Source organism: Actinopolymorpha sp. NPDC004070 (assembly GCF_040610475.1).
Classification (GTDB): Bacteria; Actinomycetota; Actinomycetes; order Propionibacteriales; family Actinopolymorphaceae; genus Actinopolymorpha.
Genome location: NZ_JBEXMJ010000016.1, coordinates 1 through 23,859, shown reverse-complemented (window position 1 = coordinate 23,859; position 23,859 = coordinate 1). Strand labels below are relative to the sequence as shown.

Genomic DNA, 23,859 nt, shown 5'->3' with positions numbered 1-23,859 from the left:
GAAGCGACCCGTGAGCTCAGTTCAGCTCAGCACGACCACCTCGTGATCGGCGATCCGCTCGACCCCGAACGTCACCCATCCGTCGTCCAGGCCGAGTTCACTGTCGCCCTCGCTGACGAGAAACTCCGCCCTCGTGGGCGAGACACCGGCCGGCGGCCGGACACGAACCTCGAACGGGCCCGACGGGGTGAGCTCCTGCAGCCGTCCCCGCCAGGCGCCGCCCTGGTCGAGGTTGACCAGGTGGAGCACCAGGGAGGCGCCCTTGCGGTAGAGATGGCAGTCCAGTACGCCGGCGCCCTCGACCGCGAGCGGCACCTCGCCGTGTGCCGCCCAGCGCACGACGTTGGCGAGCAACTTCCCGTGGTCGGGGTGGTGATGTCTCGCGTAGCAGCGATCGACGTCGGCCGCGAGGTACACCGCCCTCCTCCCGTTCGCGCCCGAGCGGGTCACCACTGCCGGCAGATCCGTGCGCGGCGTGGACATCCAGGACTTCTCCGGCGGGTAGATCGGGAACGGCGGCACCCACGTCAACGCGACGTTGACACCGGGCTCGGGCCGGACGACCTCCAGGCGGCCGCCGAACGGCAGCGTCTCGGTTTCCTCCAAGCCGGTGGTGAGGTCCGCACACTCCGGGGTCCCGCGGTCGAGCCGCAGGTAGGTGTGGGCGCCGTAGGTCTCCCAGTTCGCCGGTGAGGTGCCGGAGTCGCCGTGATGGCTCCAGGTCGGGAGCACACCGAGCAGATCGGCCAGGCCGTGGTCCGGCCGCCGGCCTCCCCACTCGTCGTACCCGCCGGACTCGCCGCTGACCACCAGTCCCCCGCCCGCCTCCGCGTACGCCCGGATCGCCCCGCACTGCGCCTCGGTGAGCACTCCGACGTTCGGCACGACCAGCGCGGCGAGGTTCGCGGCGTCGCGGCCGATGTGGTCGGCATGCACCGGCAGGTACGGGATCCGGGCGCGGATCAGTGCGTCGACGAACCCGCGGTAGGGCAGCATGCTGCGGCTCTCGGCGTCGTCACGGCCGTGGAAGTCGATGCTCCGCTGGCTCCACACGACGCCCACCGTGGCGATCGGAGTGCGGTCGAGCAGGACGTCCTGGTGCCGCTCGTGCCAGCCGAACAACCGTGGCGCCGTGGCGAACTGCCGACGGTCCTCGTGCACCGACCCGATGTGGTGCCACCACGGCTGGATTCCGGCGGCGAACCCCTCCACCGCCCACATCCGGGCCTCGGGCTCGGGTTTGCTGCCCAGCCGGAAGGTCGGCGTGCCCGCGTCGTACATCGCGGTGCTCTCCGGGATCAGCGCATCCCAGCCGAGCAGGCCGTGCAGGACCTTCCCGCTGTCGCCGTTGGCCTGGAAGCCGGACCGCTCGTGCCGGAACTGCGAGTCCAGCATCAGGATCGGCGTCCGCTCACAGATCGCCTTGTGGTCGCGAAACCGCAGGCTCTGCGACACCAGGTCGCCGCCGTTCATGCCGATCCACAGGCAGTCCGGCCCGCCTGCCCGGGTGGTCACCTCGTTGTTGAGGTCCCAGACGGCGAGCCGCTGCCGGTAGCTCCACTCGACCCAGCGCCGGTAGGCGGGATCGGCCCAGTCCACCGAGGCAGGCAGGTCGAGGTCGACGTCGCGGCCGAAGGCTCCCCGGCAGCTGTCGCAGTAGCAGATGTGGTCGCGGTCCAGGCCGCTCCAACTGTTGTCGGTGATCCCGTCCGGGGCGCTGCGGGCGATGATCTCCTCCAGCACCGACGGCAGGTACGACTGGTAGTACGGCCCGTTGACGCACGCGACGTACAGGTCACCGGCACGGTACGGCCGGCCGTCGGCGTCGACGGCGAACCAGTCCGGATGCTCGAGGTAGAAGTCCTCGGCGGCGCGGTTGGAGTCCATCCGGGCGAGGACGGTGAGACCCTCCTCCTCCCGCGCGGCCCGGACGACCTCACCGTAGAGATCACCGTCGCCGAGGAAGGCCGCACGGTGCTGCAGCCGATGGGCGCTCGGATAGTAGGCCACGATTCCACCGGCGTTGACGATCACGCCCTGCACCCGGGTCCGGCGCCAGTACTCCCGCCACCACTGCGCGTCGTAGCGCACCGGGTCCTTCTCGGTGAGGTTCGTCTGTCCCCAGCGCACCGTGCGGCGGTACCACGGATCCTTCCGTGCCGGCTCCTGCCGGGCGGAGGTCATCGCTTCTCCAGCGACCGCACCGCGTCACCCGCACCGGACAGGTTGTCCAGAGCCATCTCGGAGTACTTCCGGGACAGGACCACTCCCTGCGCGCCACCGTCGAACGCGGCGAGCACGGCGTCGCGCACCGACTCCCGTGTGCACTGCGTCAGGTCGCCGTGGGTGGTGTCCCAGTTCGCCTTGCCCACATGGGTCGCCGGCTCGAGGTTCTCCCTGGGCAGACCGACCGGGATGTCGATGTCGATGCCCGGGTAGATCGCCGCCTGGCCGGCCACCCCCTGAACTGCCCGGGCCGTCTCCCGGCGCACGTAGTCGGCCGAGAAGCCGGTCTGCGGCAGCTTCTCGTAGGTGCCCTCGTCGAGCTGCAGCAGCTTCAGCATCAGCGGGTAGACGTCCTCGGGCTCTGCGTCGGCGAAGAGTGCTGCGCAGATGTTCTGCACCCACGTGTAGAAGCGGGGGCCCGCGCAGTTGTTGTAGATGACCACCTTGATGAAGTCGGAGAACTTCGCCATCTCCTCGTAGTTCTGGTCCGCTCGGTAGAACGGGCTGAAGGAGATGTTGTGGTAAACGTGCCAGCCGACCTCGATGTCGGGCGAGCCCGCCTTCGCGACACCGTAGATGTCGCGGTAGAGCTGGCGCTGGCTCTCGGTCCACAGCGTCTGCCAGGCGAGCACCTCCGGGTAGGTGAGCAGGATCCGCCAGAACGTCACGAACGCACCGTCGGCCGGCCGCTCCCCCGCACCGACCTTCCCGTTCCAGTCCACCAGTGCGCGGTATCCCTCCTGCGCACGGCGAACGTCGATGCCGCGGTCACGCGCGATCCGGGCGCAGTGGGTGCAGAAGCAGCCGACGTCACCGACCTGGACCGGCCCCTGCAGGAGGAGGTTGAGCGGGCCGGGGCGTTCCGAACACCAGGCGAGCCCGTCGAGCTCGTAGCTGTGCACGTAGTCCTCGACGAAACCCAGGTGCCAGTTGCGGTAGTCGGGGTTGTTGAAGCACGGCCGCAGGCCCGGCCGGGACCACGCGTCGACCTCGAGCACCTTGGAGAAGTTCGGGTAGGTCCGCAGCTCCTTCGCCGAGCCGCTCTCCTCCATCCAGGCGTATGACTTCATCCCGCGGGCACGGGCCCGCGGTACGAGGGTCGCCAGCAGGTCGAGGTCGGGGTGCTCGGGAGCCCGGCCGGCCGAACCGAGAACGGTGTTGCCGTAGTACTCCGGGTGCGGCGTGGCGTAGTTGCCGCCCCGCCAGCCGAGGTCGTACGACTGCACGCCGTGGTCCGGCAACGGGTAGCCGGGGACCTGGCGGCCACCCGTCCCACGCGTCCAGGTCGGCGTGGCGAGGAACAACGCGTTCACCCCGCCCCGCTCGGCCAGCACGTCGAGGGTGGCGTCGACCCCCTCGTCGACGAACGACACCGCTCCGATCTGGACCGCCACCACAGGATCGTTCACAGGAGATGCTCCTTCTTCGTCGGTGTCACTTCAGACTCCGTCGGTGCCACTTCAGACTTCGTCGGTGTCACTTCGACCATCGTGGGTGTCACTTCAGACCGGTCATGGTGATGCCCTGGATGAAGTACCGCTGGGCCAGCAGGAAGACCACGATCACTGGTACGACCGAGACCGTCGCGCCGGCCATCAGCAGGCTGAGCTGGCTGAAGTACTCACCCTGGAACTGCGCCAGGGCGACCGGCAGGGTCTGGAGGTTCTCGGAGTTGAGGTAGATCAGCGGGCCGAACAGGTCGTTCCAGGAGTCGAGGAACGTGAAGACCGCGATCGCCGCGAGCACCGGCTTGGTCTGCGGCAACATGATGCGCCAGTAGATCCCGAACGTGGACGCACCGTCGATCTTCGCGGCGTCCTCCAGTTCGTTCGGAACGGTCTTGAATGCCTGCCGCATCAGGAACGTCGCGAACACCGGCGTGAGCACCCGCGGCACCCACAGCGGGTAGTGCGTGTCGATCCAGCCGATCTGGCGGAACACGATGTACTGCGGGATCAGGTACGCGATGCCGGGGATGATCGAGGTGGCCAGCAGGACCATGAACGCGATGTCCCGCCCGGCGAACCGCAACCGTGCGAAGGCATAGCCCGCCATCGACGACACCACCAGGATCCCGACCACGTTGTACGTCGCGAGCTTGACGCTGTTGAACACGAAGACCGGGATGCGGTCGAACACCGCCGCGTAGTTGCTCCACAGCGGGTGGTTCGGGAAGAAGTCCGGCGGGATGGTCAGCACCTGCGCCTCGGGCTTGAGGGAGCTGGCCAGCATCCAGACCAGCGGTAGCAGGAACGCCGCCGCGAGCACGAACATCACCGCGTAGATGAGTGCCCGGGCGCCGAGTCTCGCGATGCTCATGCGTAGAACACCCACCTGTTCTGGAGCTTCCACTGCGCGTAGGTCACGCTCGCGATCACCGCGAAGAGGATCCACGCCAGAGCACACGCGTAGCCCATCTTCCCGTAGGCGAACGCGTTCTCGTACAGGTTGTAGATGTAGACACTCGTGGAGTGCCCGGGCCCGCCCTTGGTCATGACGTAGATCAGGCCGAAGACCTGGAACGAGCTGATGAACTGCGTGATCAGCAGGAAGAGGAAGTGCGGCGTCAGCAGCGGCAGGGTGACGTACCTGACCCTGGCCAGCGAGCTCGCGCCGTCGATCTTCGCCGACTCGTACAACATCTCCGGGATCCCCTGCAACCCGGCCAGCAGGATGATCATCGGGTAGCCGACTCCCTGCCACACGCTGACCACGATCACCGCCGGCATCGCCCAGGTGGAGCTGGACAGCCACTCCGGGCCGTGCACCCCGACCTGCCCGAGCAGGCCGTTGACCACCCCGTCGCTGGGGTGGAAGAACCAGAACCACACGAAACCGATCGCGACGACGTTGGTGACGTACGGCGCGAAGAACGCCGTGCGGAAGAACGACACTCCGCGTACCCGCTGGGCGCAGAGCACGGCGAGGAAGAAGCCGATCCCGACCGTCAGCGGGATGCTGGCCAGGGTGAAGTAGGTCGTGTTCCACAGCGTGGTGTAGAACAACGGGTCGTCGGTGAAGATGTCGGTGAAGTTCGACAACCCCACGAACTCCGGGGAGGAAATCCCGTCCCACTTCGTCAGCGACGCCGCCATCGACACGAGGATCGGGAAGAACTGAAAGGCCACCACGCCGACGACGATGGGACTGATGAAGAGCCAGCCGGTGAGGTTGTGCCGTCGTCGTGCCGCCCGGGCGGGATCCGTTGCCGCGCCGGGTGTTTCGCGTGTCGTACCGGCCGACACCAGTGACTGCATCCTGGCTCCCACCTGACCCTAGCTCGCTTCTCCGGGACAGCTGCCGAGAGACCTCAACCCTCCAAGGCTTTCTCGACCTGTGCCCTGACCCCGGTCAGCACGTCGCGCACCGGCTTCTCGCAGTTGTAGGCGTCGTCCAGGGCCGGGCGGTACAGATCCCGTGCGCCCAGCGTGTTCTTCGTCTGGTTCGGCGCGGTGAGGTGTTTCGCGGCCTCACCGAAGAGGTTGAGATGCGCGGGTGGCTTGCCACCCGCTCCGAGCTGGGCGGCCGCGGCGTTGTTGATCGGGGTGAACTGCCCGCCCTCGAGGAGGATCCTGCCGCCTTCCTCGCTGGCGAGGAACTTCAGCAGCTCCCACGCCTTGTCCGGATTCTTCGCGGCCTTCGGGATCGTGAAGACAATGACGCTCGACTCGGTTCGCTGCTGCACGTCTCCGGGTGGCGGCGCGACGTCCCAGGTGAAGTCCTTGATGGTGCTGCGCAGGTAGGGCACCGCGCCGAAGGTGGCGAAGTACATCGCCACCTTGCCCTGCGCGAACAGCTGGTTGTCGATGCCGTCCTGCTGCAGCTGCGACCAGGGTGGTTGGACCTTCTCCCTGCAGGTGAGGTCGGTCGCCCACTGCAGGGCCTCGCTCTCGGTGCTGCCCGCGAGGGTGAACTTCGTGCCGTCGTCGGAGAAGATGCCGGTGCTGCTGCCGTGGTTGATGGTGAACGTCTGCTCGTAGCCGGTGTCGTAGTAGACGAGCGCTCCCCAGCGCTTGCCGGGCACGGTCAGCTTCTTCGCCCGGTCGGCGAAGTCGCCCCACTTCCAGCCGTCCATGGTCCACGTCGTCGGCGGCAGTTCGACCTTCGCCTCCCTGAAGGCGTCGACGTTGTAGAACATCAACCGGGGTTGGTATCCGAGGACCCAGGCGGTGTGCTGCCCGTTGGGCTGCCGAGGGAACTCGAACGACTCCTTGGCGTACGCGGTGACGTCGAGCTTGTCCTTCCTGATGTACTTGTTCAGGTCGAGCAGGGCACCGCGTGCGGAGAAGCCCCGGACGAAATCGTCGTTGATCCGCATGATGTCCGGCGGCTGGCCGCCGGCCAGCAGCGTCCGCATCTTGGTGTCGTAGTCCGCCGTCGGCGTTGGTTGGACGACGACCTTCGTGCCGCTCTTCTTCTCCCACGCGGCAAGGGCCTTCTCCAGAGGCGTGCCCTTCAACGTCTCCCAGTTCAGGAAGGTCACCTCGTCGGAGGAGGACGACGCCTTACCACCACATCCGGACACGAGACTTCCGCCGGCGAGGCCGAGTGCCCCGGCCACGAACGAGCGGCGGCTCACCGCTGAGGCCGTCTGATTCACCGGAATCTCCGATCGTCGACCGTCGCGCGGGCAGTCGCCGCGCTCGAAGGGTCCCCCTCGCCAGTCGCCTGGCGCCGGTGCCTGTCCCTCCTGGTCGGCGGACTTCGGCATCGGGTGGATCGGGTTGTGAATACGTATCTACGCTTGCCCCGCAAGGACGGTCAACGGTTCCACGGGGATCACGTCCGGACTAGGACGGCTCGGACGGTGAGGTGATTTCCTTGTCCGACGGTGAAGCGCAGGCGGAGGTCGCCAATGGCGAGAGTGGAACGAGTGGGTACGAGCAGGGACCTCGCGCGGCTGGCCGGCGTGTCCCAGTCCACGGTGTCCCGTGTGCTCACCAACCACCCGCGGGTCAGGCCCGAGACCCGGGCCAGGGTGCTGAAGGTGCTGGCGGAGACCAACTACACCCCGCACGCACTGGCACGGGCGATGAAGACGGGGCGGACGGACACCATCGGCGTCTTCATGTCCCGTGTCACCAGCCCCTTCCACGCCACCCTGCTGGACGTGATCGCGCGGCGCCTGCGCAGTCTCGGGCTGCACATGACGCTCTGGGACGTCGAGCACGACGACCTCGAGGCGTCCAGCCGGTTCATCCAGCAGCGCCTGGTCGACGGGCTGGTACTGACGTGTGCCACCTTCGACACCTCGCTGCACACGGTGGCGGTCGCCTCGGGACTGCCCACGGTCCTGCTGCATCGGGGCATCGACGACCTCGCCTGTGACCAGGTGATCGGCGACAACTGGCAGGGCGCGTTCGACGTGGGCAGGTACCTCGTCGACGCCGGCCACACCACCGTCGGCCTGGTCACGTCTCCCCTGGTGGTGTCCACCGCTCGGGACCGGGAGCAGGGTTTCCGGGCCGCGCTCGACGAGGCCGGGCTCACGGTCAGCCGGCGGAACACGGTCGTCGGCGGCTTCTCCCACGACGACGGTCATCGCGCCGCGCACCAACTGCTCGCGCGGCGGAACCCTCCGTCGGCGATCTTCGCCATCACCGACGTCCTGGCGTTCGGACTCCTCGACGGCGCGCGCTCCCTCGGCGTCGGCGTTCCCGGCGACCTGTGGGTGGTGGGCTACGACAACACCGACATGGCGTCCTGGGAGGCCTTCGATCTGACCACGGTGAACCAGCCCGTCCAGGCCATCGTCGAGACCGGCCTGGACCTGCTTCGCCGCCGCATCACGGATCCGGTCGGCTCCCCCACAGTCGTGCGGCTGCCGTGCGAGCTTGTGCCCAGAGGGTCGACGGGGAACACCCCTCCTCCGGTCACCCGAGCAGCTCGGCCGTCCTGAGATACGGCCTGGCCATCTCCTCGGCACCGAAGCTGAGCGCGTACAACCCGGTCGACACCCGCTGGAGGAATCCCCACTCCCAGATGGCGGCCTCGTCCAAACCCGTGTGGTCTGCCAGCAGCGCGCAGTAGTGGCGCGCCAGGGCGGGAGCGTCCCCGGCGAGGAGTTGCGCACTCCAGTCGCGGAGCACGACACCGAGGTCGTACGTCGGATCCGCGAGGAAACCGTCCGGGTCCACGAAGACGAAGCCGGACTCCGCACCCGGCCTCGGCGTGAGCACCCGCAGGGTGTTGGCCGGATGCGGATCGCCGTGCGCCACGACGCAGCGGTCGAGGTCGAAGGCTGCCGCCCGCATTTCGGCGTAGGCGAGTGCCCGCTTCACGACCCGTTCGGAGCACGGGTGGTCGAGCCGTTCCCACAGGTTTCCGACGAGCTCGATCAGACCCAGGGCCGGGTCGACGCTCGGTCCTGGGGGCCGCGGCACCTGCCAGGCCTGGCGAAGGGTCGTGCACAGGGTCACGATCTTGTCCTCGGGAGGGACGTCGGTGTCCTCCAACGACTGGCCGAGGGCCTCCATCAACATCGCGTGCCGGTCGACGTCGTGCGCAAGCACCCGGACATAACCGTGTCCGTCCGCGTCGACGATGGTGCGTACCTGGCCGGCGAAGTCGAGTTGGGGGATCGCGATCTTGAGAACGGCGTCCCGACCGTCCGCCGTGCGCACCCGCGTGACGTAGGACGCGGTGCCACCGGACAGCGGCCGGCCGATCGTGATCGACCACCTGCGAGCAAGATCGTCGACGAGACCGGGCAGCCCCGCCAGCCACGCCTCGCCCTGGGGGCCGAGGGCCGCTACCTTGCGGCGTACCACGTCCTGAAGCTGGATCACCCGGTCGGTCACGGCGACGATGCTCCCACACGACGCCGCGAGCGGGCCGCGGCGTCGCGCCGGCCGACGGCGGCACGCCATGCGAACCCGCCGAGCTGGTGGGATGCTCCTCGGGTGGCGAGCCCCAGCAGCGCATCCTCCCCTGACGGCGACGGCATCGGCCGGGCCGATCGGACCACCGACACCGAACGCGCCGTGCACGGTACGGAGTCGGCGGCCGAGCTGCGGGACTTCCTCAGCGCGTACGCGCGCGAGCATCTCGGCAGCCCGATCCGGAAGGTACAGTTCCGCGCCGGGCGCATCGACGCGGTGTGGGGAGTAGAGCTGGACGACGGGCGGGCCGTGGTGATCAAGGGCCACCGCCCACCGGCCGACGCCGACGCGACCGCCAACGACGCCATCGTCGCCGCGAGGGACGCGCAGCGGTTCCTCGCCGCGGCCGGCTTCCCCTGCCCGGAACCGCTGTCGGGTCCCGACGAGGTGGACGGCCGGGTCCTCACCGCGGAGACCCTGCTTGCCGGTGAGGTTCCGGACGGCCGTGACCCGGCCACCCGCCGGCTGCTGGCCGAGGGCCTCGCCCGCCACATCGGCGTTCTGGGGGCCCGGTCCGACCTGCTCCACCGAGTGGGGCCGGGACCGTCCTGGTGCCAGTACCAAGGCGGCCCCTGGCCCGTACCCCACGACCCGATCGTGAACTTCGACGTCACCCCGGTCGGCTACGACTGGCTCGACGCGTACGCGCGGCAGGTCTGCGACCAGCTCCTCACCTGCCGCGACGGTGCCGACGTGGTCGTCGGTCACGCCGACTGGTACGCCGGCAACACCGCCGTCCGCGACGGGGTGCTCGTCGGCACCTTCGACTGGGAGCTCGTCGCCGACACCGAGGCGGTCGTCGCCGGCTTCGCCGCGGCGTGTTACGCCGCCAGTTCCACCAGCGGTGGCGGCCTGTCCTCACCGGGCGAAGCGGCAACCTTCCTGCACGACTACGAGATCGCTCGCGGCACCGGCTTCGTCGAGCGCGAACGACGGACGGCGAGCGCGGCCACCGCCTGGATCATCGCCTTCAACGCACGCTGGGAGGCCGCCATGCTCGGCATCACCGGCGGGGAGGGCCCGAACCTGTCCCTGGCCCGAGAACACGGACCGGACTACCTCGACCTGACCTGGTAGCGCAGCGATCGCACGAGCCGGCCGGTTGTCCTCGAAAACTCCCATCTTGGCCTCCGCCGGCCCCCTGCTCCCTAATGTTGAGCCGTGACGATCCCGCGGCGCCGCCTTTTGTGGCGTACGGTGTCGTGCACCGCCGCCGGGATTCTGCTCGGTGCCTGTGCGGTCGCGAGGCCCAAGGACCGCTCGTCACCGGCCACGTCCCACCCCGGACATCCACCCCGTCCGGACCGCCACGGTGGCTCGGTCCGGCACTCTCCGACGACCGCAACCCGGGCACGCACGCCGGCCCGCACCGTCGAGATCGGGCACGGACCACGGTCGGCACCTCGGGTGGCGCTCACGTTCCACGGAGCAGGTGATCCCTCCACGGCGGAGGCGCTGTTGCGCGCGGCCGAGCATGTCAACGTGCCATTGACGGTGCTGGCCGTCGGCACGTGGCTCTCGCAGAACCCCACCATGGCGGACAGAATCCGGCACGGCGGCCACGAGCTCGGCAATCACACCCTGCACCACCTGCCGATGCGCACGCTGGACCGATCGCAGGCGTACGACGAGATCTCCGGCTGCGCCACAGTGTTGCGCCGGCTCACCGGCAGCGCGGGCATGTGGTTTCGCGCATCGGGGACGCAGCACACCACCCCGCTGATCCGGACGGCCGCGACCCGGGCCGGCTACCGCTTCTGCCTGTCGTACGACGTGGACACCCTGGACTACCTCGACCCGGGGCCGGCCGCGGTCGTACGCAACGGAGTGGACTCCGCGAAGCCGGGTTCGATCCTGAGCCTGCACATGGGACATCCCGGCACGGTCCGTGCCCTGCCAGGGCTCGTCGCCGGACTCCGCGCCCGGGGTCTGCAACCGGTGACAGTGACGGACCTGCTCCGATGAACCGGCCACGCATGACGCACCTGCTCGCCGCCCTGCTCGTCCTGGCCGCACTGGCCTCCGCCGCGGCCGGCTGCCGGACCACCGCCGGAACAGCCCACCCCACACCGACCCCGAACCCGGACCGGGCACGTCCCGAGGCCACCGCGGCGCACGCGGCGCCGCACACCTCGGCGTGGTTGCCCGGCATGCCGCCGCCGCTGCGTGCCGACGACGTGTGGGCGGCCGACCGCCCCGGCCGGCTGGCTCCGGCCGTGCGGAAGGACCCGTACCGGGTGTACGTCCCCAACACCAACAGCGACACCGTCACGGTGATCGACCCGAAGACGTTCAAGGTGATCAAGACCATCCCGGTGGGCAGCCAGCCCCAGCATGTCGTTCCCAGCTGGGACCTTCGCACTCTCTGGGTCAACAACGACGTGGGCAACTCGCTGACACCGATCGATCCGCGCACGACGAAGGCCGGAAAGCCCGTGCCCGTCGACGATCCGTACAACCTCTACTTCACACCCGACGGACGGTATGCCGTCGTGATGGCCTCACTGCTGCACCGGATCGATTTCCGCGACCCGCACACGATGCGGCTCGAGCACTCGATTCCCGCGGACTGCGCCGGCGTCAACCACGCCGACTTCTCCGCCGACGGACGCTACTTCGTCGTGAGCTGTGAATTCTCCTCGGAGTTGCTCAAGGTCGACACCGCCGGACGGCGGATCGTCGGACGGATCGAACTACCCGGTGACGCCAAGCCGCAGGACGTCAAGCTCTCCCCCGACGGGCGGACCTTCTACGTCGCCGACATGAACGCGAACGGAGTCTGGCGGGTCGCCGGCAACCCGTTCAGAATCAGGAACTTCCTGCCGACCGGCCTCGGCGCGCACGGCCTCTACGTCACCCGCGACTCGCGCCGCCTCCTGATCACCAACCGCGACGAAGGCTCTGTCTCCGTGCTCGACTTCGCCACCGACCGGCTGGTCGGCAAGTGGCGGATACCCGGAGGCGGAAGCCCCGACATGGGAAACCTCTCCCCCGACGGCAGGATCTTCTGGCTCTCCGGACGCTACGACGGCGTCGCCTACGCGCTCTCCACCGTCAACGGCGCCTTGCTGGCAAGGATCGACGTGGGCAGTGGCCCACACGGCCTGTCGGTCTGGCCGCAGCCGGGCCGCTACTCCCTCGGGCACACCGGCGTCATGCGCTGAACACGTCCGTCATCCACGGCCGGTCACGGCCAGAGCCTCGCCGTGCGGCGCGCCGCGACGTCCTCGATCCAGTTCTGCTCGCCTGGCCGCTGATCGGCGTCGCACCGAGACGACCCGTCCCAGCCGTCCACGACGGGCCCGTTCGCCGAGCGCGCGTGGCCGGCGCCCTACTGGCTTTTCCACCGTCCATCGGCCTGCCGGACGGTGTGTTCGGCGCTCTCCTGCAGCAGCGCGAACGCGGCCTCGACATCGTGCGGTACGTCGACGTGTGAGATGTAGTCCTGACCGGACGGCCCGTATCCGTCGGCGTCGTCCCGGAGGCGCGGGATCTCGCCCATCAGGAGCGACACGTACCGTTCGATCTCCCACATCCCGTCCGGAGCCGACTCGTACTCCAGAGCACCGTCGACCTCTCGCACCCTCGTCTGATGCGACGCGAAGTTGACCAGCTCCGTGGTCGGCGGAACGTGACGGCGAAAGCCGGCGTCCATGCGCTGCTGCATGGTCGCGTCCTGAACCAGCACGATCCGGTCGCGTCCGACGCCTCGTGCGTCCATGAGTGCCAGGGCGTTGGTCACGTTGTTGCCGCAGTTGGTGGACTCCTCTTCGAGGGCGTCCGCCACGACTCCGTGGTACTCGCGCAGGTACCGGTCGAAGAGGGCGGCCTCGGTCAGGGTGCCGACGTCCGGCCACCCCGTGCGGTCGCGCAGCTGCCGTCGCAACGCGTCGGTGCTGTGCCCCTCGCCGCCGACGACCAGGTAGAAGCCGGCGACCTCCGCCCGGATGGCGTCCGCGAACACTGCCGCGCCGGCGAGGATGCTTCCTCCGAACAGGATCGCCACGTCGGCTCGACCGCTGAGGTGGCCGGGAGTCAGCGCCTCGACGTCACGCCGCGCGCAGAACCGCACCAGGGCGTTGATGCTCTCCGCCACCGAACGCCGTCGCATCGTCCGAGCCTACGACCAGGCGATGACGGTCGGCACCGCGTCGAGTACGGCGACTGGATCACGTCCTGAATCGCTTCTACGATGGGCCGGTCGCGCGTGCGGCTCGACGGACCACGTGGAAGGAGACCGCGGCGATGGAGACGGTCGAGTACACCCCCACCTTCGACCAGTACGCCTGGACGTTCGGCGGAGCGGAGCCGGCGATGCGGGTCCGTCCGGGTACGGCCATGCGGCTGTGGACCGAGGACGCCTACTCCGGCCGGATCCGACGCGCGAGCGACCTGCCGTCGGCCTGCGTGGACATGAACTACCTCAACCCGCAGACCGGCCCCTTCCACGTCGAGGGCGCGGAGCCCGGTGACACGCTGGTGCTGCACTTCGTCGACCTGCAGCCGGCCCGCGACTGGGGCGTCTCGACGACGATCCCCTTCTTCGGTGGGCTGACCGGCACCGACCGCACCGCGCTGCTGCAGGAACCGCTGCCCGAGGTCACCTGGGTCTACCAGGTCGACGCAGGCAAGCGCACCTTGACATTCGAGGCCGCTCGCAGCGACTTCCGCCTCGACCTGCCGCTGGAGCCCATGCTGGGCACGGTCGGCGTGGCTCCGGGCGGCCGGGAGGCGCGTTCGTCCCTCGTACCCGAGCGGTTCGGCGGCAACATGGACACACCCGAAATGCGCGCCGGCGCCACCTGCTACCTCGGCGTCAACGTTCCAGGTGCGTTGTTCTCGGTCGGCGACGGCCACTACCGCCAGGGCGAGGGTGAGGCGTGCGGCACCGCGGTCGAGGGAGCCATGAACGTCACGCTGATCGTCGACCTGATCAAGGGTGGTGCTCCGGTGTGGCCGCGGATCGAGCACGACGACGCGATCATCGCCGTCGGGTCCAGCCGCCCGCTCGAGGACGCCTGGCGGATCGCGCAGGTCGAGATGGTGGGCTGGCTGGGTGAGCTCTACGGACTGGACCGGATGGACGCCTACCAACTGCTCAGCCAGACGGCGAAGGCGCCGATCGCCAACGTGGTCGACACCAACTACTCCTCGGTGGTCAAGATCCCGAAGGGGCTCCTCCCCTCGCCGGCCGCGTACCAGGGCATCCACCGGCACCTGCGGGAGTCGGCCGCCGCCCTGCGCGGTTAGCTCCAGAGGCCGCCGAGGTCGCCACCGGCGCGGCCGCCGGGTGAGGAACCCGGCTGCCTCACCAGGCGTTGTCCAGGGAGTCACCCCGACTGAGGAGGCATTGTGGCGACATCGCTGCTCGACCGGATCCTGCAGTACTTCCGGAGTCCGCAGGGCAAGAAGCTCGCCGCAAACGCGCAGGCGAAAGCGGAACGGCTCGCCAAGGACCCGCGGACCCAGCGGGCGATCAAGAAGGCACAGGACCGGGTGCAGGCGGCCGCCAGCGACCCGCGCACGCAGGCCAGAGTCCGTTCGTTCGTGTCCAAGATCAACAAACGCTAGCGCGCTCCTCCCCTGGGCCCGGTACATCGCCTCCGTTCGCAGCTCACGTGGCCGGTTCTGCCATACCCACCGCGCGCCTGATCGATTGCGCCTAGCGTCGTGATCCTCGGGACCTGTCGACACGTCGGCTGACGACGCCGGCGACGTCGCCCGGCAGCGAAGGGAGAGCGCACGATGTGGATACGCGCCACTGACGGTGAGCTCGTCAACCTCGGCCACGCACGCAGAGTGCGCATCGACAGGCACCACCGAAGGGATCGCTGCGACGTCGTGGCGTGGTTCGGCGTCGAACTCGGCAACGTCATCAAGATCGCCGAGGGGATCCCCGAGGCCGCCGCGACGACGCTGATGGCGGCACTGCAGACGCAGGTGCTGAACGCCGCCGAGATCACCGAGACAGGTGACGTTCGCCTGCACACTGCCTGGGCCGACGGCGACGGCGACGGCGCGCCGCCGCCGGCCCGGCAGTCTTCGCAGTAGACGCTGACGGGCGACGCTGATCAGCGCATACGCCAGACGTCAGTCAGGGCGTACGACCAAACAGCAACTGCTGCTCGCGGCCATCCCGCATCCGGTGGCGCATCATTGGTACAACGTCGGACCATGCACGGGATCGGAGCGCGGCCGTGGTGACTCTGGCCTACGACCGGCAGGGCAGCGGCCCGCCGCTGGTGCTGCTGCACGGCCTGGGCCACCGCCGGCAGGGCTGGGACCCCGTCGTTCCGCTGCTCGTCGACAGGCACGAGGTCTTCACGGTCGACCTGCCGGGCTTCGGCGCGTCGCCGGCCTGCGGCGGTGCACGCTGGCGGGAGGACCTGTCCACCGCGGTCGCAGGGTTCATCACCGACCTCGGCCTGGACCGTCCGCACGTGGCAGGAAACAGTCTGGGTGGCGCGCTCGCGCTGGAGCTCGCCGTCGCGGGCCGGGTGGCGTCGGCGACCGCCCTGGCGCCGGCAGGTTTCTGGCTCACCTGGGAACGCCGCTGGGCGCTCGCGCTGCTGCACACCCTTCGTTCGGTCGCCTTCCTACCTGAGCCGGTCCTGCGCACCGCCGCCGGTTCGGCCCGGATCCGGACGCTGGCCTACGGCCTGCTGGTCGGGCATCCCGAACGACTCACGGCCGAGCTGGTCCTCGCCGAGGCCCTCGCGATGCGCTCCGGCGCGGCGTTCCGGGCGGTCGCGCGGCACGGTCGCGACTACGCCCTGCGCGGCACCCCGCAATGTCCGGTGACGGTGGCCTGGGGCACCCGCGACCGGCTGCTCCTTCACCGCCAGGCCGCCCGGGCACAGGCTCTCCTGCCCGACGCCTGGCACGTCGACCTGCCAGGATGCGGCCACTCGCCGATGAACGACGATCCGGAGCTGGTCGCGTCGGTCATCTGCCGGACGACGGGAACGGAGTTCCGGCGGTGACGGCCACGCCCGAGATCGTCGTCGTCGGCGCGGGGTTCGGCGGCATCGGCATGGCGATCCGGCTGAAGAAGGCCGGCCTGGACTCCTTCGTCGTACTCGAGAAGGACGACGACCTCGGCGGCACCTGGCGGGCCAACGCCTATCCCGGCTGCGCCTGCGACGTCCCCTCCCATCTGTACTCCTACTCCTTCGCGCTCAACCCCGACTGGTCGCGGATGTTCTCACCGCGGGAGGAGATCTGGGACTACCTGCGTTCGTGCGTACGGACCTACGGCCTCGAGCCACACCTTCGCTACGGTGTGCGTGTCGCGTCGATGCGGTGGGAGGAGGCCGCTGGGCGCTGGAGGGTCGAGACAGCCGAGGGCGAGGTGATCGCACCGCGGGTGGTGGTGTCGGCGATCGGGGCGCTGCACGTGCCCGCCTATCCCGACGTGCCCGGCCGCGACCGGTTCACCGGCCGGCAGTTCCACTCCTCCGAATGGGACTCCGGCTACGACCTGACGGGCAAGCGGGTCGCGGTGATCGGCACCGGTGCCAGCGCCGTGCAGTTCGTCCCGCGGATCGCCGAGCAGGTGGCCCGGTTGCACGTCTTCCAGCGCACGCCGGCGTGGATCCATCCCCGGCCCGACGCCGAGATCCCGCCAGACCGGCGAAGGCGGTTCCGGTCGGCACCGCTGGCGATGCGGGCCTTCCGGGCCTCGATCTATCTGGCGCTGGAGCTGCGCGGACTCGGGTTCGCCGTGAGCCCGAGACTGACCGGTCCGCTGGAGCGCGTCGCGCGGGCGCACCTGCGGCGGCAGGTCACCGATCCCGACCTGCGGTCCCGGCTGACCCCCGACTACACCATCGGCTGCAAGCGGATCCTGCTGTCGTCGGACTACTATCCGGCACTCGCCCGCCCGAACGTCGACCTCGTCACCGACGGCATCGCCGAGATCACCGAGCACGGCATCCTCACCCGCGACGGCACGTCCTACGACGTCGACGCCATCGTCCACGGCACCGGCTTCCGGGTCACCTCGGCGCTCCTCGACCAGCAGATCGTCGGCCGCGGCGGCCTGACTCTGCAGGAGGCGTGGGCCGATGGCGTGAGCGCCCACCACGGCATCACGGTCGCGGGATTCCCCAACCTGTTCATGCTTCTCGGCCCCAACACCGGTCTCGCGCACACCTCCGTGGTGTTCATGATCGAGACCCAGGTCAGGCACGTCATGAGCTGCCTGCGGATGCTGCGGCGCAGCCGTGCCGACGTCGTCGAGGTCGAGGCCGCAGCACAACGACGGTTCGCCGCGATGCTCCGGCGCCGCCTCGACCGGGCGGTGTGGAACACCGGCGGCTGCACCAGCTGGTACCTCGACGAACACGGCGTCAACCGCACCCTGTGGCCGGGATTCTCGTTCGAGTACTGGGCCCGCACCCGGCGCGCCAGGCGGTCCGACTACCGGCTCAGCCGGACCCCGAAAGGGTCGTGAGACGTGACCTGCTGCCGCTGTCCGGAGGCCCGGTCACACACGTCGGATCCGCACGGCCTCGCTGGTGGGAGCGAGCGGGCTGCAGCGACTCCCTGAGTGCGGCGCCCGAAGGGTCACCGGGAACTATTGCTGGGGTTCGCCGAGGCGCGCCTCGGGCCTGAGCTCGGCGGCGAGACGGTCGCCGGTCGTGGCCCGGGCGAGGGCACGACCCAGTGATGGTGCGTGCTTGAAGAGATTGTGACCGGCCACGAAGAGGATTCGACCTGCCTCCCAGACGGCCACGCCGTCCTCACTCCACGGGAGGTCCGTCACCCAGCAGTGGACAAACTCGCGCGGCTCGGGGTCGAGGCCAGGCAGCGCCCGTGCCACGTATTCGCGCGCACGTTCGTCTAGTGATCGAACTGCCGCCGGGTCGATGAACGTCCCATCGTCGCGGACGCCGACAGTCTCGCTGAGTCCGACCGCGTAGCGGCTGTTGCCCGGGAGCGGCGTCGCGTAGACGCCGACTTCGCCGAAGTCGCCGCTGCCGTCCTGCAGGCACGCGACCCGCGCCGGGGCGGCGGCCTTCACGGCGAAAGTCAGCCGCACGTGTGCGGCCAGGCGAACTGGCAGCGAAAGGCCGACGCTCCGCGCCAGGCGTGCGGTTTCGCGGCCGGCGCACACGACTACGTTCGAGTAGACAGCGCAGTCGGTGACGCTACGCACCTCAACCGTCCTACTGCCGAGGGGTCCGATCGAGATCACCTCGCCAGTCACGACGGCGTCCCCGAGCTGACCCGCGAGCGCTTTGATGGCGGCGCGCGTACGGATCGCGCCGCCCGCCTCGTCGAACATCGCTGGTCCGGAGTACCCGGCGAGCAGCGGCATTCGCTCGGCGAGCTCGTCTGAATCGATCGCGCGCGCGGGCACGCCGCCGACACGGTCGAGCACACGCAGCCTCGCGAGCGCGCTTTCGCCGATCGCCACCGCACCATCGGATGAGACCAGCTCGACGTTGAACCGTTCGGCCCACTCAGCCCACACTCCGCGGCTCTCGCGCGCGAACGCGACGAGCCGAGGGTCGTCGTGCGCATGCCGGAAGATTCGCGACTCGCCGGCGGACTGGCCGCCGCCGGGCACACCGGCCTCGTACAGGCGCACCGCGACGCCCTGCTCACGTAACGCGTACGCAGTCGAGAGGCCAACGATCCCGCCCCCGATCACCGCGACCTCTGGCGAACCTGTCATCGGACCGCACAAGCGCAGATTGGGCCGCGATGGGCGTCCATCGCTCCGCAGCGGTCAAGGCGCGCCCGATTCACGGTCGCTTCCGACGTCGGCGCACCGCTGCGGCGGCCCCTCCGCTCGGGGTTCGTGCTCTGCGGTCGTGGCCCCAACTCAGGTGGGAAGATCGGAGGACCGTACGTCGAGTTCGTCGATCGTGGGTTCCGCGAACGACGTGCCGGTCTGCTCGCGGAGCGCTGCAGCGAGCGGGCCGGACAGGTGGGTGTCGCGGCCGGCCTCGTCGGGGAACACGTCGAAGATCGCGAACGAGGATGGTCCGAGCCGGATCCCCACGCGATGGTTGCCGACTCCTGGTTCACCGGTGCAAGGCCGCTGTCGAGGACCTCCATCACCTCCTCCTCCTCCTCCTCCTTGCCGGGGAGGGCGTCGAAGCGGACCAACAACCCCTTGGTCACGGTCATGACCTCACCGCTTTCTCGGTCGTGCTGCCCGCGAACTCGGCCGTGAGCGGCTGGTGGACAGGTCGAAGTCGGTCCGGCCCTCATACATATGCAGGTCCGAGCCGCAGATGTTGGCGGCGGTGATCCGCACGAGAACGTCGGTAGGACGTTCGATCTCCGCGTCGGGGACGTCGCTTCATGAGAAGCCTCCTGATGGGGTGTGCTGGGAAGCCTGCGACCCCAGGGGTTCGACGGGCTCTGCGGGCTGGGCCTTGACGTCGGCTAAGGGCCTCGTGCCCACTCTTGCGGTGGTCATGCGTCACTGCCATGACGCGTTTCCTCCGGCCCATCAGCCGGGGTCGCACATGGCTGGTCGTGGAGCTCCGCCAGCTCCGGTACTTCGTTGCCGTGGCCGAGGAACGGCACCTCGGGCACGCCGCCCGCAGGCTGCACATCGCCGCGCCGTCGCTGTCCCAACAGATCCACGCACTCGAACGGGACCTGCACGTCACCCTGTTCGAGCGCAGCCGAGCGCGGAAAAGACCACCCCGGTCACCGGCGGCAGGTGCAGGTAGCTGTAGGAGACGCGCGCCAGCCAGGCACAGCCCCGTTCTTGGTGCCGCGCAGCCGCCGTTCGGCGCCGCGCAGATAACCGAAGTACGACCACCACAAACCGGCCGCGATCAGCACCGCGAGGAGGACCGGTCGTAGCAGTCACCCACGCTGCCCATCGAGGGCACCAGGCCGGAGTCCCTGGCACGGTCGGTGAAGGCCCATGCCCCAACTCAGGATCCGGTGCACGTTCACCGCGTCGCTACCCCGTCGGTGATCGTCGCCGGGGCGCTACCGTATGCCCGTGGGCGTTGATCCGGTAGCGCACAACCGCGCGGCTTGGGACCTTGAGGTCGAGAGCGGCAACGAGTGGTCGCGCCCGGTCACCCCCGAGACCGTCGCGCGGGCACGCGCCGGTGACTGGTCCGTCGTGCTCATCGGGTATCGGCCGGTCGACCGGGCGTGGTTCCCCGCCGACCTGTCCGATGTAGACATGCTCTGCCTGGCCTCGGGCGGTGGGCAGCAAGCCCCGACGCTCGCCGCGGCGGGCGCCCGGGTCACGGTCTTCGACAACTCGCCGCGTCAGCTCGCCCAGGATCAGATGGTCGCGGAACGCGAGGGTCTGGAGCTGCGCACCGTGCTGGGCGACATGCGCGACCTGTCGGAGTTCGGCGACTCCTCCTTCGACCTCGTCCTCAACCCGGTCTCGAACCTGTTCGTGCCCGAGCTCGCACCGGTGTGGCGCGAGTGCTTCCGCGTGCTGCGGCCGGGCGGCGCGCTGCTGTGCGGCTTCCTCAACCCTGACGTGTACCTGTTCGACCACGAGGCCATGGACACCCGCGGCGAGCTGGTCGTCCGCCACCGCCTGCCGTACAGCGACCTGACGCACCTCCCGGCCGAGGAGCGCGAGCGGCTGTGGGGAGCCAACGCCCCGCTGGAGTACAGCCACACGATGGCCGAGCAGATCGGCGGGCAGCTCGCCGCCGGCTTCGTGATCACCGGGTTCGACGAGGCCCCGCACCATTCCGACGCCACCGCAGGCTGGCTGCCCGGCTACTACGCCACCCGCGCCTTCAAGCCCTGAGTGACATGGGCGAGGACCTGGCGACTCGGCGCCCAGCTCGTCGTCGCGCAACCAGGTGAGGCCCCGCACTGGGTCGACGGCGTCAACGCCGGCCGACGGTGTACCCCTCGCCCCTCGTCAGGTGGGCGTAGCTGAGCCGGACCGCCATCGAGCCCTCCCCGACCGCGGAGGCAACGCGTTTGATCGACCCGCTGCGTACGTCGCCCGCCGCGAACACTCCGGGAAGGCTGGTCTCAAGGAAAGTTCTCGGGTAACTTCCGTCGTGCTCGATGTCCGATCCGGTCCGGACGAAACCGTTCTCGTCGCGTGCCACGTCGTCGCCCAGCCACCATGTGCAGGGAGTCGAGCCGATGAAGACGAACAGCGCACGCGCCGGCACGTCCTCGCGTTTCCCGGTGTGGTTGTCCTCGACGACCAGGGCCTCCAGGGTGCCGTCCCCGACCAGTTCGCGGACCTCGGTGTGGGTGCGTACCTCGACCTGCGGCAGGCGGAGAATCTCGTCGACGAGGTAGCGTGACATGTTCGCTCCCAGGTCGTCCTCACGGACGATGAGGGTGACCCGGCTCGCGGTGTTGGACAGGAACAACGTTGCCTGGCCGGCCGAGTTGCCCCCGCCGACCACTGCCACCGGGACGCGCCCGCACCACAGCGCCTCCTGCTGGGTGGCGGCGTAGTAGATGCTGGTCGGTTCGAATTCCTCCAGCCGGGGCACCGGGAGCCGGCGGTACATTGCGCCGGTGGCGATCAGGACCGAGCGGGCCAGTACCGGCGGGCCGTCCTCCACGTCGACGACGTAGTGGCCCGCGTCCTGCTTCAGCGCCGTCGCGGTGGCGGGGATGTGCATCCGGGCGCCGAACTTCTCCGCCTGGATGACGGCGCGCTCGGCGAGTTCTGCACCGGAGATGCCCGAGGGGAAGCCGAGATAGTTCTCGATTCGAGATGACGTGCCGGCCTGCCCGCCGGTCGCCACCGAGTCCAGGGTGATCACCGCCATGCCCTCTGACGCCGCATACACCGACGCCGCCAAGCCGGCCGGGCCGGCGCCCACCACCACCAGGTCGTGCAGCGGGGGGGACGGCTCGGGGACGAGCAGGCCGAGCCGCTCGGCGAGTTCGGCGTTGCTGGGGTTGCGCAGCACATGGCGCCCGCCCAGGATCACGATCGGTGTGTCCTCCGGACGAAAGGCCAGGCTGCGCAGCAGCTTCTCGACGCCGGGGTCCTTGTCCAGGTCCAAGAAGCGGTGCGGCAGGCGGTTGCGCGCTGCGAACTCCCGCAGCCGGCGGGTGTCCTGGGAGTAGCAGGAACCGACGATCCGGACTCCGACGCCGAACTCGATCAACAAGGACCGCCGGAGCAGGAACGCCCGCAGGATCAGGTCGCCGAGCGCCGGGTCGTGTGCCACCACTTCCCGCAACGCCTCGGGCGGCACGTCCAGCACCTCACCGGCCTCCACCACGACTGCGGTGAAGAACGACGGCTGCCCGGTGAGGACGCCGAGTTCGCCGAGGAACCGGCCGGCACCGTGCACGCTGATGACCCGCTCCTCCGGGGTGCCGTGGTCGGCGACATTGGCGACCTTGCCCGAGACGACCACGAAGAAGTCGTACGGCTCGTCCCCCTCGCGGAAGAGGACGTCCCCGACCTCGACGGTGCGTCGCGAGCCTCGGGTGGTTAACGCGTCGATCTGGGGGGCGTCCAGTCGCGGGTAGGCGCCGTGGGCGTCCGGGGTCTCCACCTGCGTGGACGGTTCCGGCGGTGTTGAGGGGGCTCGGTCGTTCATGTGGCGGCCCTCCCTCCGATGTCGTATCAGTCGTGGTTCAGGGCCCGCTCTTGGCGGTTCACCGGTCTCGCGGTCAGACGAACTGCTCGTCGAAGTAGCACCAGCGCCAGTCCTCGCCGGGCTCGTAGGACGCCACGATCGGATGCCCGATGTGGTGCGCGTGCGCACGGGCGTGCTTGAGCGGCGAGGAGTCGCAGCAGCCGACGTGGCCGCAGGTCAGGCACAGCCGCAGGTGCACCCACGGCGAGCCCAGTCGCAGGCACTCCTCGCAGCCGGCGGGTGTGCGGGGCTCGACCGGACGGATCTGTTCCAGGTGTGGATCCAGCGCGACAGGCATCTCGGTATCTCCATTCTCCGGTGGGGTTCTCGGTTCGGGCTCGCGGCCCGGCTGTCAGGTCTGTTCACCGGCCGGTCGGTCCTCGGCCAGTGCTTCCTCGACCCAGCTGCGCAGGCGCGCGGCGGGGGCCGCGCCGAGCTGGGTGGACACCACCTGGCCCGCGCGCATCACCAGCAGCGTGGGGACGGCCTGGACGCGGAAGCGTTCGGCCACCTGGCGTGCCTTGTCCACGTCGACCTTCACCAGCTTGATTCGGCCGGCGAGGTCGCGCGCGACCTGTTCCAGCGCCGGGCTGACCATTCGGCACGGGCCGCACCAGGTTGCCCACAGGTCGACCACGACCGGCAGCCGCGAGCGGTCCACCACTTCGGCGAACGTTTCGTCGTCGGCGTCGACGATCCACGGCAGCGGTGCGTGGCAGTTGCCGCACCGGGGTTCGCCGTCCCCTGTCGCCGGAACGCGGTTGCGGCGACCGCACTTGGCGCACTCGACGACGTTCGTCTCGGTCTGTGTGGTCATCAGTCCCGTTCCTTCCTCGATCGAACCCTCAGGCGGCTTGGGGTTGGGTGGCGGGGGTGGGGTTTTGGTAGGTGACGGTGATTTCGTTGTTGTGGGCGTCGATGGTGATCACGGCGCCGTTGTGGACGTCGCCGGCGAGGAGGGTGCGGCCGATGCGGGTTTCGACTTCTCGGGAGATGAATCGGCGTAGGGGGCGGGCTCCGTAGATGGGGTCGAAGCCTTCCAGGGCGATCAGCCGGCGTGCTTGTTCGGTGATGTGCAGCTTGATCTGCCGGTCGGTCAGCCGTTGGCGTAGTTCGTCGAACATCAGGTCCACGATGCGTTCGATCTCGGTCTGGGTGAGTGGTTTGAACAGCACGAT

General features: G+C 69.3%; 23 protein-coding genes and 2 pseudogenes. 11 read left to right on the top strand and 14 right to left on the bottom strand.

The window, feature by feature from the left end; genetic code table 11:
- Nucleotides 1-21 precede the first annotated feature (21 nt).
- The 5 genes from ABZV93_RS25120 to ABZV93_RS25100 form a co-directional block, all read right to left on the bottom strand.
- Nucleotides 22-2,184 carry an alpha-amylase family protein gene (locus ABZV93_RS25120; RefSeq protein ID WP_354940456.1) on the bottom strand — a complete coding sequence of 721 codons (2,163 nt, stop codon included), beginning with the start codon at nucleotides 2,182-2,184 and terminating at the stop codon, nucleotides 22-24.
- The gene (locus ABZV93_RS25115; protein WP_354940453.1) at nucleotides 2,181-3,635 is read right to left on the bottom strand and encodes a hypothetical protein; all 1,455 of its coding nucleotides are present in this window, start codon (nucleotides 3,633-3,635) and stop codon (nucleotides 2,181-2,183) included. The genes ABZV93_RS25120 and ABZV93_RS25115 overlap by 4 nt, the downstream gene beginning before the upstream one ends.
- A gap of 88 nt (nucleotides 3,636-3,723) precedes the next feature.
- Complete coding sequence (locus ABZV93_RS25110) at nucleotides 3,724-4,545, bottom strand: carbohydrate ABC transporter permease (RefSeq protein ID WP_354940450.1); 822 nt, start codon at nucleotides 4,543-4,545, stop codon at nucleotides 3,724-3,726.
- Nucleotides 4,542-5,483, bottom strand: a complete 942-nt coding sequence (locus tag ABZV93_RS25105; RefSeq protein WP_354940447.1) for a sugar ABC transporter permease — start codon at nucleotides 5,481-5,483, stop codon at nucleotides 4,542-4,544. The genes ABZV93_RS25110 and ABZV93_RS25105 overlap by 4 nt, the downstream gene beginning before the upstream one ends.
- 53 nt (nucleotides 5,484-5,536) lie before the next feature.
- Nucleotides 5,537-6,826 carry a sugar ABC transporter substrate-binding protein gene (locus tag ABZV93_RS25100; RefSeq protein WP_354940445.1) on the bottom strand — a complete coding sequence of 430 codons (1,290 nt, stop codon included), beginning with the start codon at nucleotides 6,824-6,826 and terminating at the stop codon, nucleotides 5,537-5,539.
- Between the two features lie 273 nt (nucleotides 6,827-7,099).
- Between ABZV93_RS25100 and ABZV93_RS25095 the strand changes: the two genes are divergently transcribed.
- Nucleotides 7,100-8,125: a LacI family DNA-binding transcriptional regulator gene (locus ABZV93_RS25095; RefSeq protein WP_354940442.1), complete on the top strand. Its 1,026-nt coding sequence runs from the start codon at nucleotides 7,100-7,102 to the stop codon at nucleotides 8,123-8,125.
- Here the strand turns inward: ABZV93_RS25095 and ABZV93_RS25090 are convergent.
- Nucleotides 8,100-9,026 (bottom strand): aminoglycoside phosphotransferase family protein, encoded by a 927-nt coding sequence (locus tag ABZV93_RS25090; RefSeq protein ID WP_354940440.1) that lies wholly within the window; start codon nucleotides 9,024-9,026, stop codon nucleotides 8,100-8,102. The genes ABZV93_RS25095 and ABZV93_RS25090 overlap by 26 nt on opposite strands.
- 102 nt (nucleotides 9,027-9,128) lie before the next feature.
- Between ABZV93_RS25090 and ABZV93_RS25085 the strand changes: the two genes are divergently transcribed.
- The 3 genes from ABZV93_RS25085 (at nucleotide 9,129) to ABZV93_RS25075 (ending at nucleotide 12,271) form a co-directional block, all read left to right on the top strand.
- Nucleotides 9,129-10,184: a hypothetical protein gene (locus ABZV93_RS25085; protein ID WP_354940437.1), complete on the top strand. Its 1,056-nt coding sequence runs from the start codon at nucleotides 9,129-9,131 to the stop codon at nucleotides 10,182-10,184.
- An 84-nt stretch (nucleotides 10,185-10,268) separates the two neighbouring features.
- Nucleotides 10,269-11,072 (top strand): polysaccharide deacetylase family protein, encoded by an 804-nt coding sequence (locus ABZV93_RS25080; RefSeq protein WP_354940434.1) that lies wholly within the window; start codon nucleotides 10,269-10,271, stop codon nucleotides 11,070-11,072.
- Nucleotides 11,069-12,271 carry a hypothetical protein gene (locus tag ABZV93_RS25075; RefSeq protein ID WP_354940431.1) on the top strand — a complete coding sequence of 401 codons (1,203 nt, stop codon included), beginning with the start codon at nucleotides 11,069-11,071 and terminating at the stop codon, nucleotides 12,269-12,271. Before ABZV93_RS25080 ends, ABZV93_RS25075 begins: the two co-directional genes overlap by 4 nt.
- A gap of 167 nt (nucleotides 12,272-12,438) precedes the next feature.
- Here ABZV93_RS25075 and ABZV93_RS25070 read toward each other — a convergent pair whose 3' ends face one another.
- Nucleotides 12,439-13,218, bottom strand: a complete 780-nt coding sequence (locus ABZV93_RS25070) for an ElyC/SanA/YdcF family protein (RefSeq protein WP_354940428.1) — start codon at nucleotides 13,216-13,218, stop codon at nucleotides 12,439-12,441.
- Nucleotides 13,219-13,352: 134 nt separating this feature from the next.
- Between ABZV93_RS25070 and ABZV93_RS25065 the strand changes: the two genes are divergently transcribed.
- From ABZV93_RS25065 to ABZV93_RS25045, 5 genes are all read left to right on the top strand, one after another.
- The gene (locus ABZV93_RS25065) at nucleotides 13,353-14,357 is read left to right on the top strand and encodes an acetamidase/formamidase family protein (RefSeq protein ID WP_354940425.1); all 1,005 of its coding nucleotides are present in this window, start codon (nucleotides 13,353-13,355) and stop codon (nucleotides 14,355-14,357) included.
- Between the two features lie 102 nt (nucleotides 14,358-14,459).
- Complete coding sequence (locus ABZV93_RS25060; RefSeq protein WP_354940422.1) at nucleotides 14,460-14,678, top strand: hypothetical protein; 219 nt, start codon at nucleotides 14,460-14,462, stop codon at nucleotides 14,676-14,678.
- A 174-nt stretch (nucleotides 14,679-14,852) separates the two neighbouring features.
- The gene (locus ABZV93_RS25055; RefSeq protein ID WP_354940419.1) at nucleotides 14,853-15,158 is read left to right on the top strand and encodes a hypothetical protein; all 306 of its coding nucleotides are present in this window, start codon (nucleotides 14,853-14,855) and stop codon (nucleotides 15,156-15,158) included.
- Between the two features lie 146 nt (nucleotides 15,159-15,304).
- The gene (locus tag ABZV93_RS25050) at nucleotides 15,305-16,090 is read left to right on the top strand and encodes an alpha/beta fold hydrolase (protein ID WP_354940416.1); all 786 of its coding nucleotides are present in this window, start codon (nucleotides 15,305-15,307) and stop codon (nucleotides 16,088-16,090) included.
- Nucleotides 16,087-17,562, top strand: coding sequence for an NAD(P)/FAD-dependent oxidoreductase (locus tag ABZV93_RS25045; RefSeq protein ID WP_354940413.1), 1,476 nt, complete (start codon nucleotides 16,087-16,089; stop codon nucleotides 17,560-17,562). Before ABZV93_RS25050 ends, ABZV93_RS25045 begins: the two co-directional genes overlap by 4 nt.
- 123 nt (nucleotides 17,563-17,685) lie before the next feature.
- On the opposite strand, the gene ABZV93_RS25040 is transcribed toward ABZV93_RS25045, so the two are convergent.
- The 3 genes from ABZV93_RS25040 to ABZV93_RS25030 all read right to left on the bottom strand — a co-directional run bounded on the left by ABZV93_RS25040 (nucleotide 17,686) and on the right by ABZV93_RS25030 (nucleotide 19,401).
- Nucleotides 17,686-18,789 carry an FAD-dependent oxidoreductase gene (locus ABZV93_RS25040; protein ID WP_354940410.1) on the bottom strand — a complete coding sequence of 368 codons (1,104 nt, stop codon included), beginning with the start codon at nucleotides 18,787-18,789 and terminating at the stop codon, nucleotides 17,686-17,688.
- A 150-nt stretch (nucleotides 18,790-18,939) separates the two neighbouring features.
- On the bottom strand, nucleotides 18,940-19,119 hold the full coding sequence (locus ABZV93_RS25035; protein ID WP_354940407.1) for a hypothetical protein: 180 nt from the start codon (nucleotides 19,117-19,119) through the stop codon (nucleotides 18,940-18,942).
- A 132-nt stretch (nucleotides 19,120-19,251) separates the two neighbouring features.
- Nucleotides 19,252-19,401 (bottom strand): alcohol dehydrogenase catalytic domain-containing protein, encoded by a 150-nt coding sequence (locus tag ABZV93_RS25030; RefSeq protein WP_354940741.1) that lies wholly within the window; start codon nucleotides 19,399-19,401, stop codon nucleotides 19,252-19,254.
- Nucleotides 19,402-19,601: 200 nt separating this feature from the next.
- On the opposite strand from ABZV93_RS25030, the pseudogene ABZV93_RS25025 reads away from it, so the two are divergent.
- Nucleotides 19,602-19,754: pseudogene (locus ABZV93_RS25025) on the top strand (LysR family transcriptional regulator); the annotation flags it as partial.
- 328 nt (nucleotides 19,755-20,082) lie between these two features.
- Nucleotides 20,083-20,862 carry a methyltransferase domain-containing protein gene (locus ABZV93_RS25020; protein WP_354940404.1) on the top strand — a complete coding sequence of 260 codons (780 nt, stop codon included), beginning with the start codon at nucleotides 20,083-20,085 and terminating at the stop codon, nucleotides 20,860-20,862.
- Between the two features lie 82 nt (nucleotides 20,863-20,944).
- Here the strand turns inward: ABZV93_RS25020 and ABZV93_RS25015 are convergent, their stop codons facing one another.
- The 4 genes and pseudogenes from ABZV93_RS25015 to ABZV93_RS25000 all read right to left on the bottom strand — a co-directional run.
- Nucleotides 20,945-22,642, bottom strand: a complete 1,698-nt coding sequence (locus tag ABZV93_RS25015; RefSeq protein WP_354940401.1) for an FAD-dependent oxidoreductase — start codon at nucleotides 22,640-22,642, stop codon at nucleotides 20,945-20,947.
- A 73-nt stretch (nucleotides 22,643-22,715) separates the two neighbouring features.
- A complete protein-coding gene (locus tag ABZV93_RS25010) occupies nucleotides 22,716-22,979 on the bottom strand; it encodes a UBP-type zinc finger domain-containing protein (RefSeq protein WP_179788576.1) in 264 nt (87 codons plus the stop codon).
- Nucleotides 22,980-23,033: 54 nt separating this feature from the next.
- Nucleotides 23,034-23,498, bottom strand: coding sequence for a thioredoxin (gene trxA / locus ABZV93_RS25005; RefSeq protein ID WP_354940398.1), 465 nt, complete (start codon nucleotides 23,496-23,498; stop codon nucleotides 23,034-23,036).
- Between the two features lie 28 nt (nucleotides 23,499-23,526).
- Nucleotides 23,527-23,859 (bottom strand): annotated as a pseudogene (locus tag ABZV93_RS25000) (type VI secretion system ATPase TssH); the annotation flags it as partial.

Excerpts from the sequence above, each read along its gene's own strand:
- trxA (WP_354940398.1), bottom strand. The coding sequence starts at position 23,498 with ATGACCACACAGACCGAGACGAACGTCGTCGAGTGCGCCAAGTGCGGT.
- ABZV93_RS25015 (WP_354940401.1), bottom strand. The coding sequence starts at position 22,642 with ATGAACGACCGAGCCCCCTCAACACCGCCGGAACCGTCCACGCAGGTG.
- ABZV93_RS25105 (WP_354940447.1), bottom strand. The coding sequence starts at position 5,483 with ATGCAGTCACTGGTGTCGGCCGGTACGACACGCGAAACACCCGGCGCG.
- ABZV93_RS25120 (WP_354940456.1), bottom strand. The coding sequence starts at position 2,184 with ATGACCTCCGCCCGGCAGGAGCCGGCACGGAAGGATCCGTGGTACCGC.
- ABZV93_RS25055 (WP_354940419.1), top strand. The coding sequence starts at position 14,853 with ATGTGGATACGCGCCACTGACGGTGAGCTCGTCAACCTCGGCCACGCA.
- ABZV93_RS25075 (WP_354940431.1), top strand. The coding sequence starts at position 11,069 with ATGAACCGGCCACGCATGACGCACCTGCTCGCCGCCCTGCTCGTCCTG.
- ABZV93_RS25010 (WP_179788576.1), bottom strand. The coding sequence starts at position 22,979 with ATGCCTGTCGCGCTGGATCCACACCTGGAACAGATCCGTCCGGTCGAG.
- ABZV93_RS25070 (WP_354940428.1), bottom strand. The coding sequence starts at position 13,218 with ATGCGACGGCGTTCGGTGGCGGAGAGCATCAACGCCCTGGTGCGGTTC.
- ABZV93_RS25110 (WP_354940450.1), bottom strand. The coding sequence starts at position 4,545 with ATGAGCATCGCGAGACTCGGCGCCCGGGCACTCATCTACGCGGTGATG.
- ABZV93_RS25065 (WP_354940425.1), top strand. The coding sequence starts at position 13,353 with ATGGAGACGGTCGAGTACACCCCCACCTTCGACCAGTACGCCTGGACG.
- ABZV93_RS25040 (WP_354940410.1), bottom strand. The coding sequence starts at position 18,789 with ATGACAGGTTCGCCAGAGGTCGCGGTGATCGGGGGCGGGATCGTTGGC.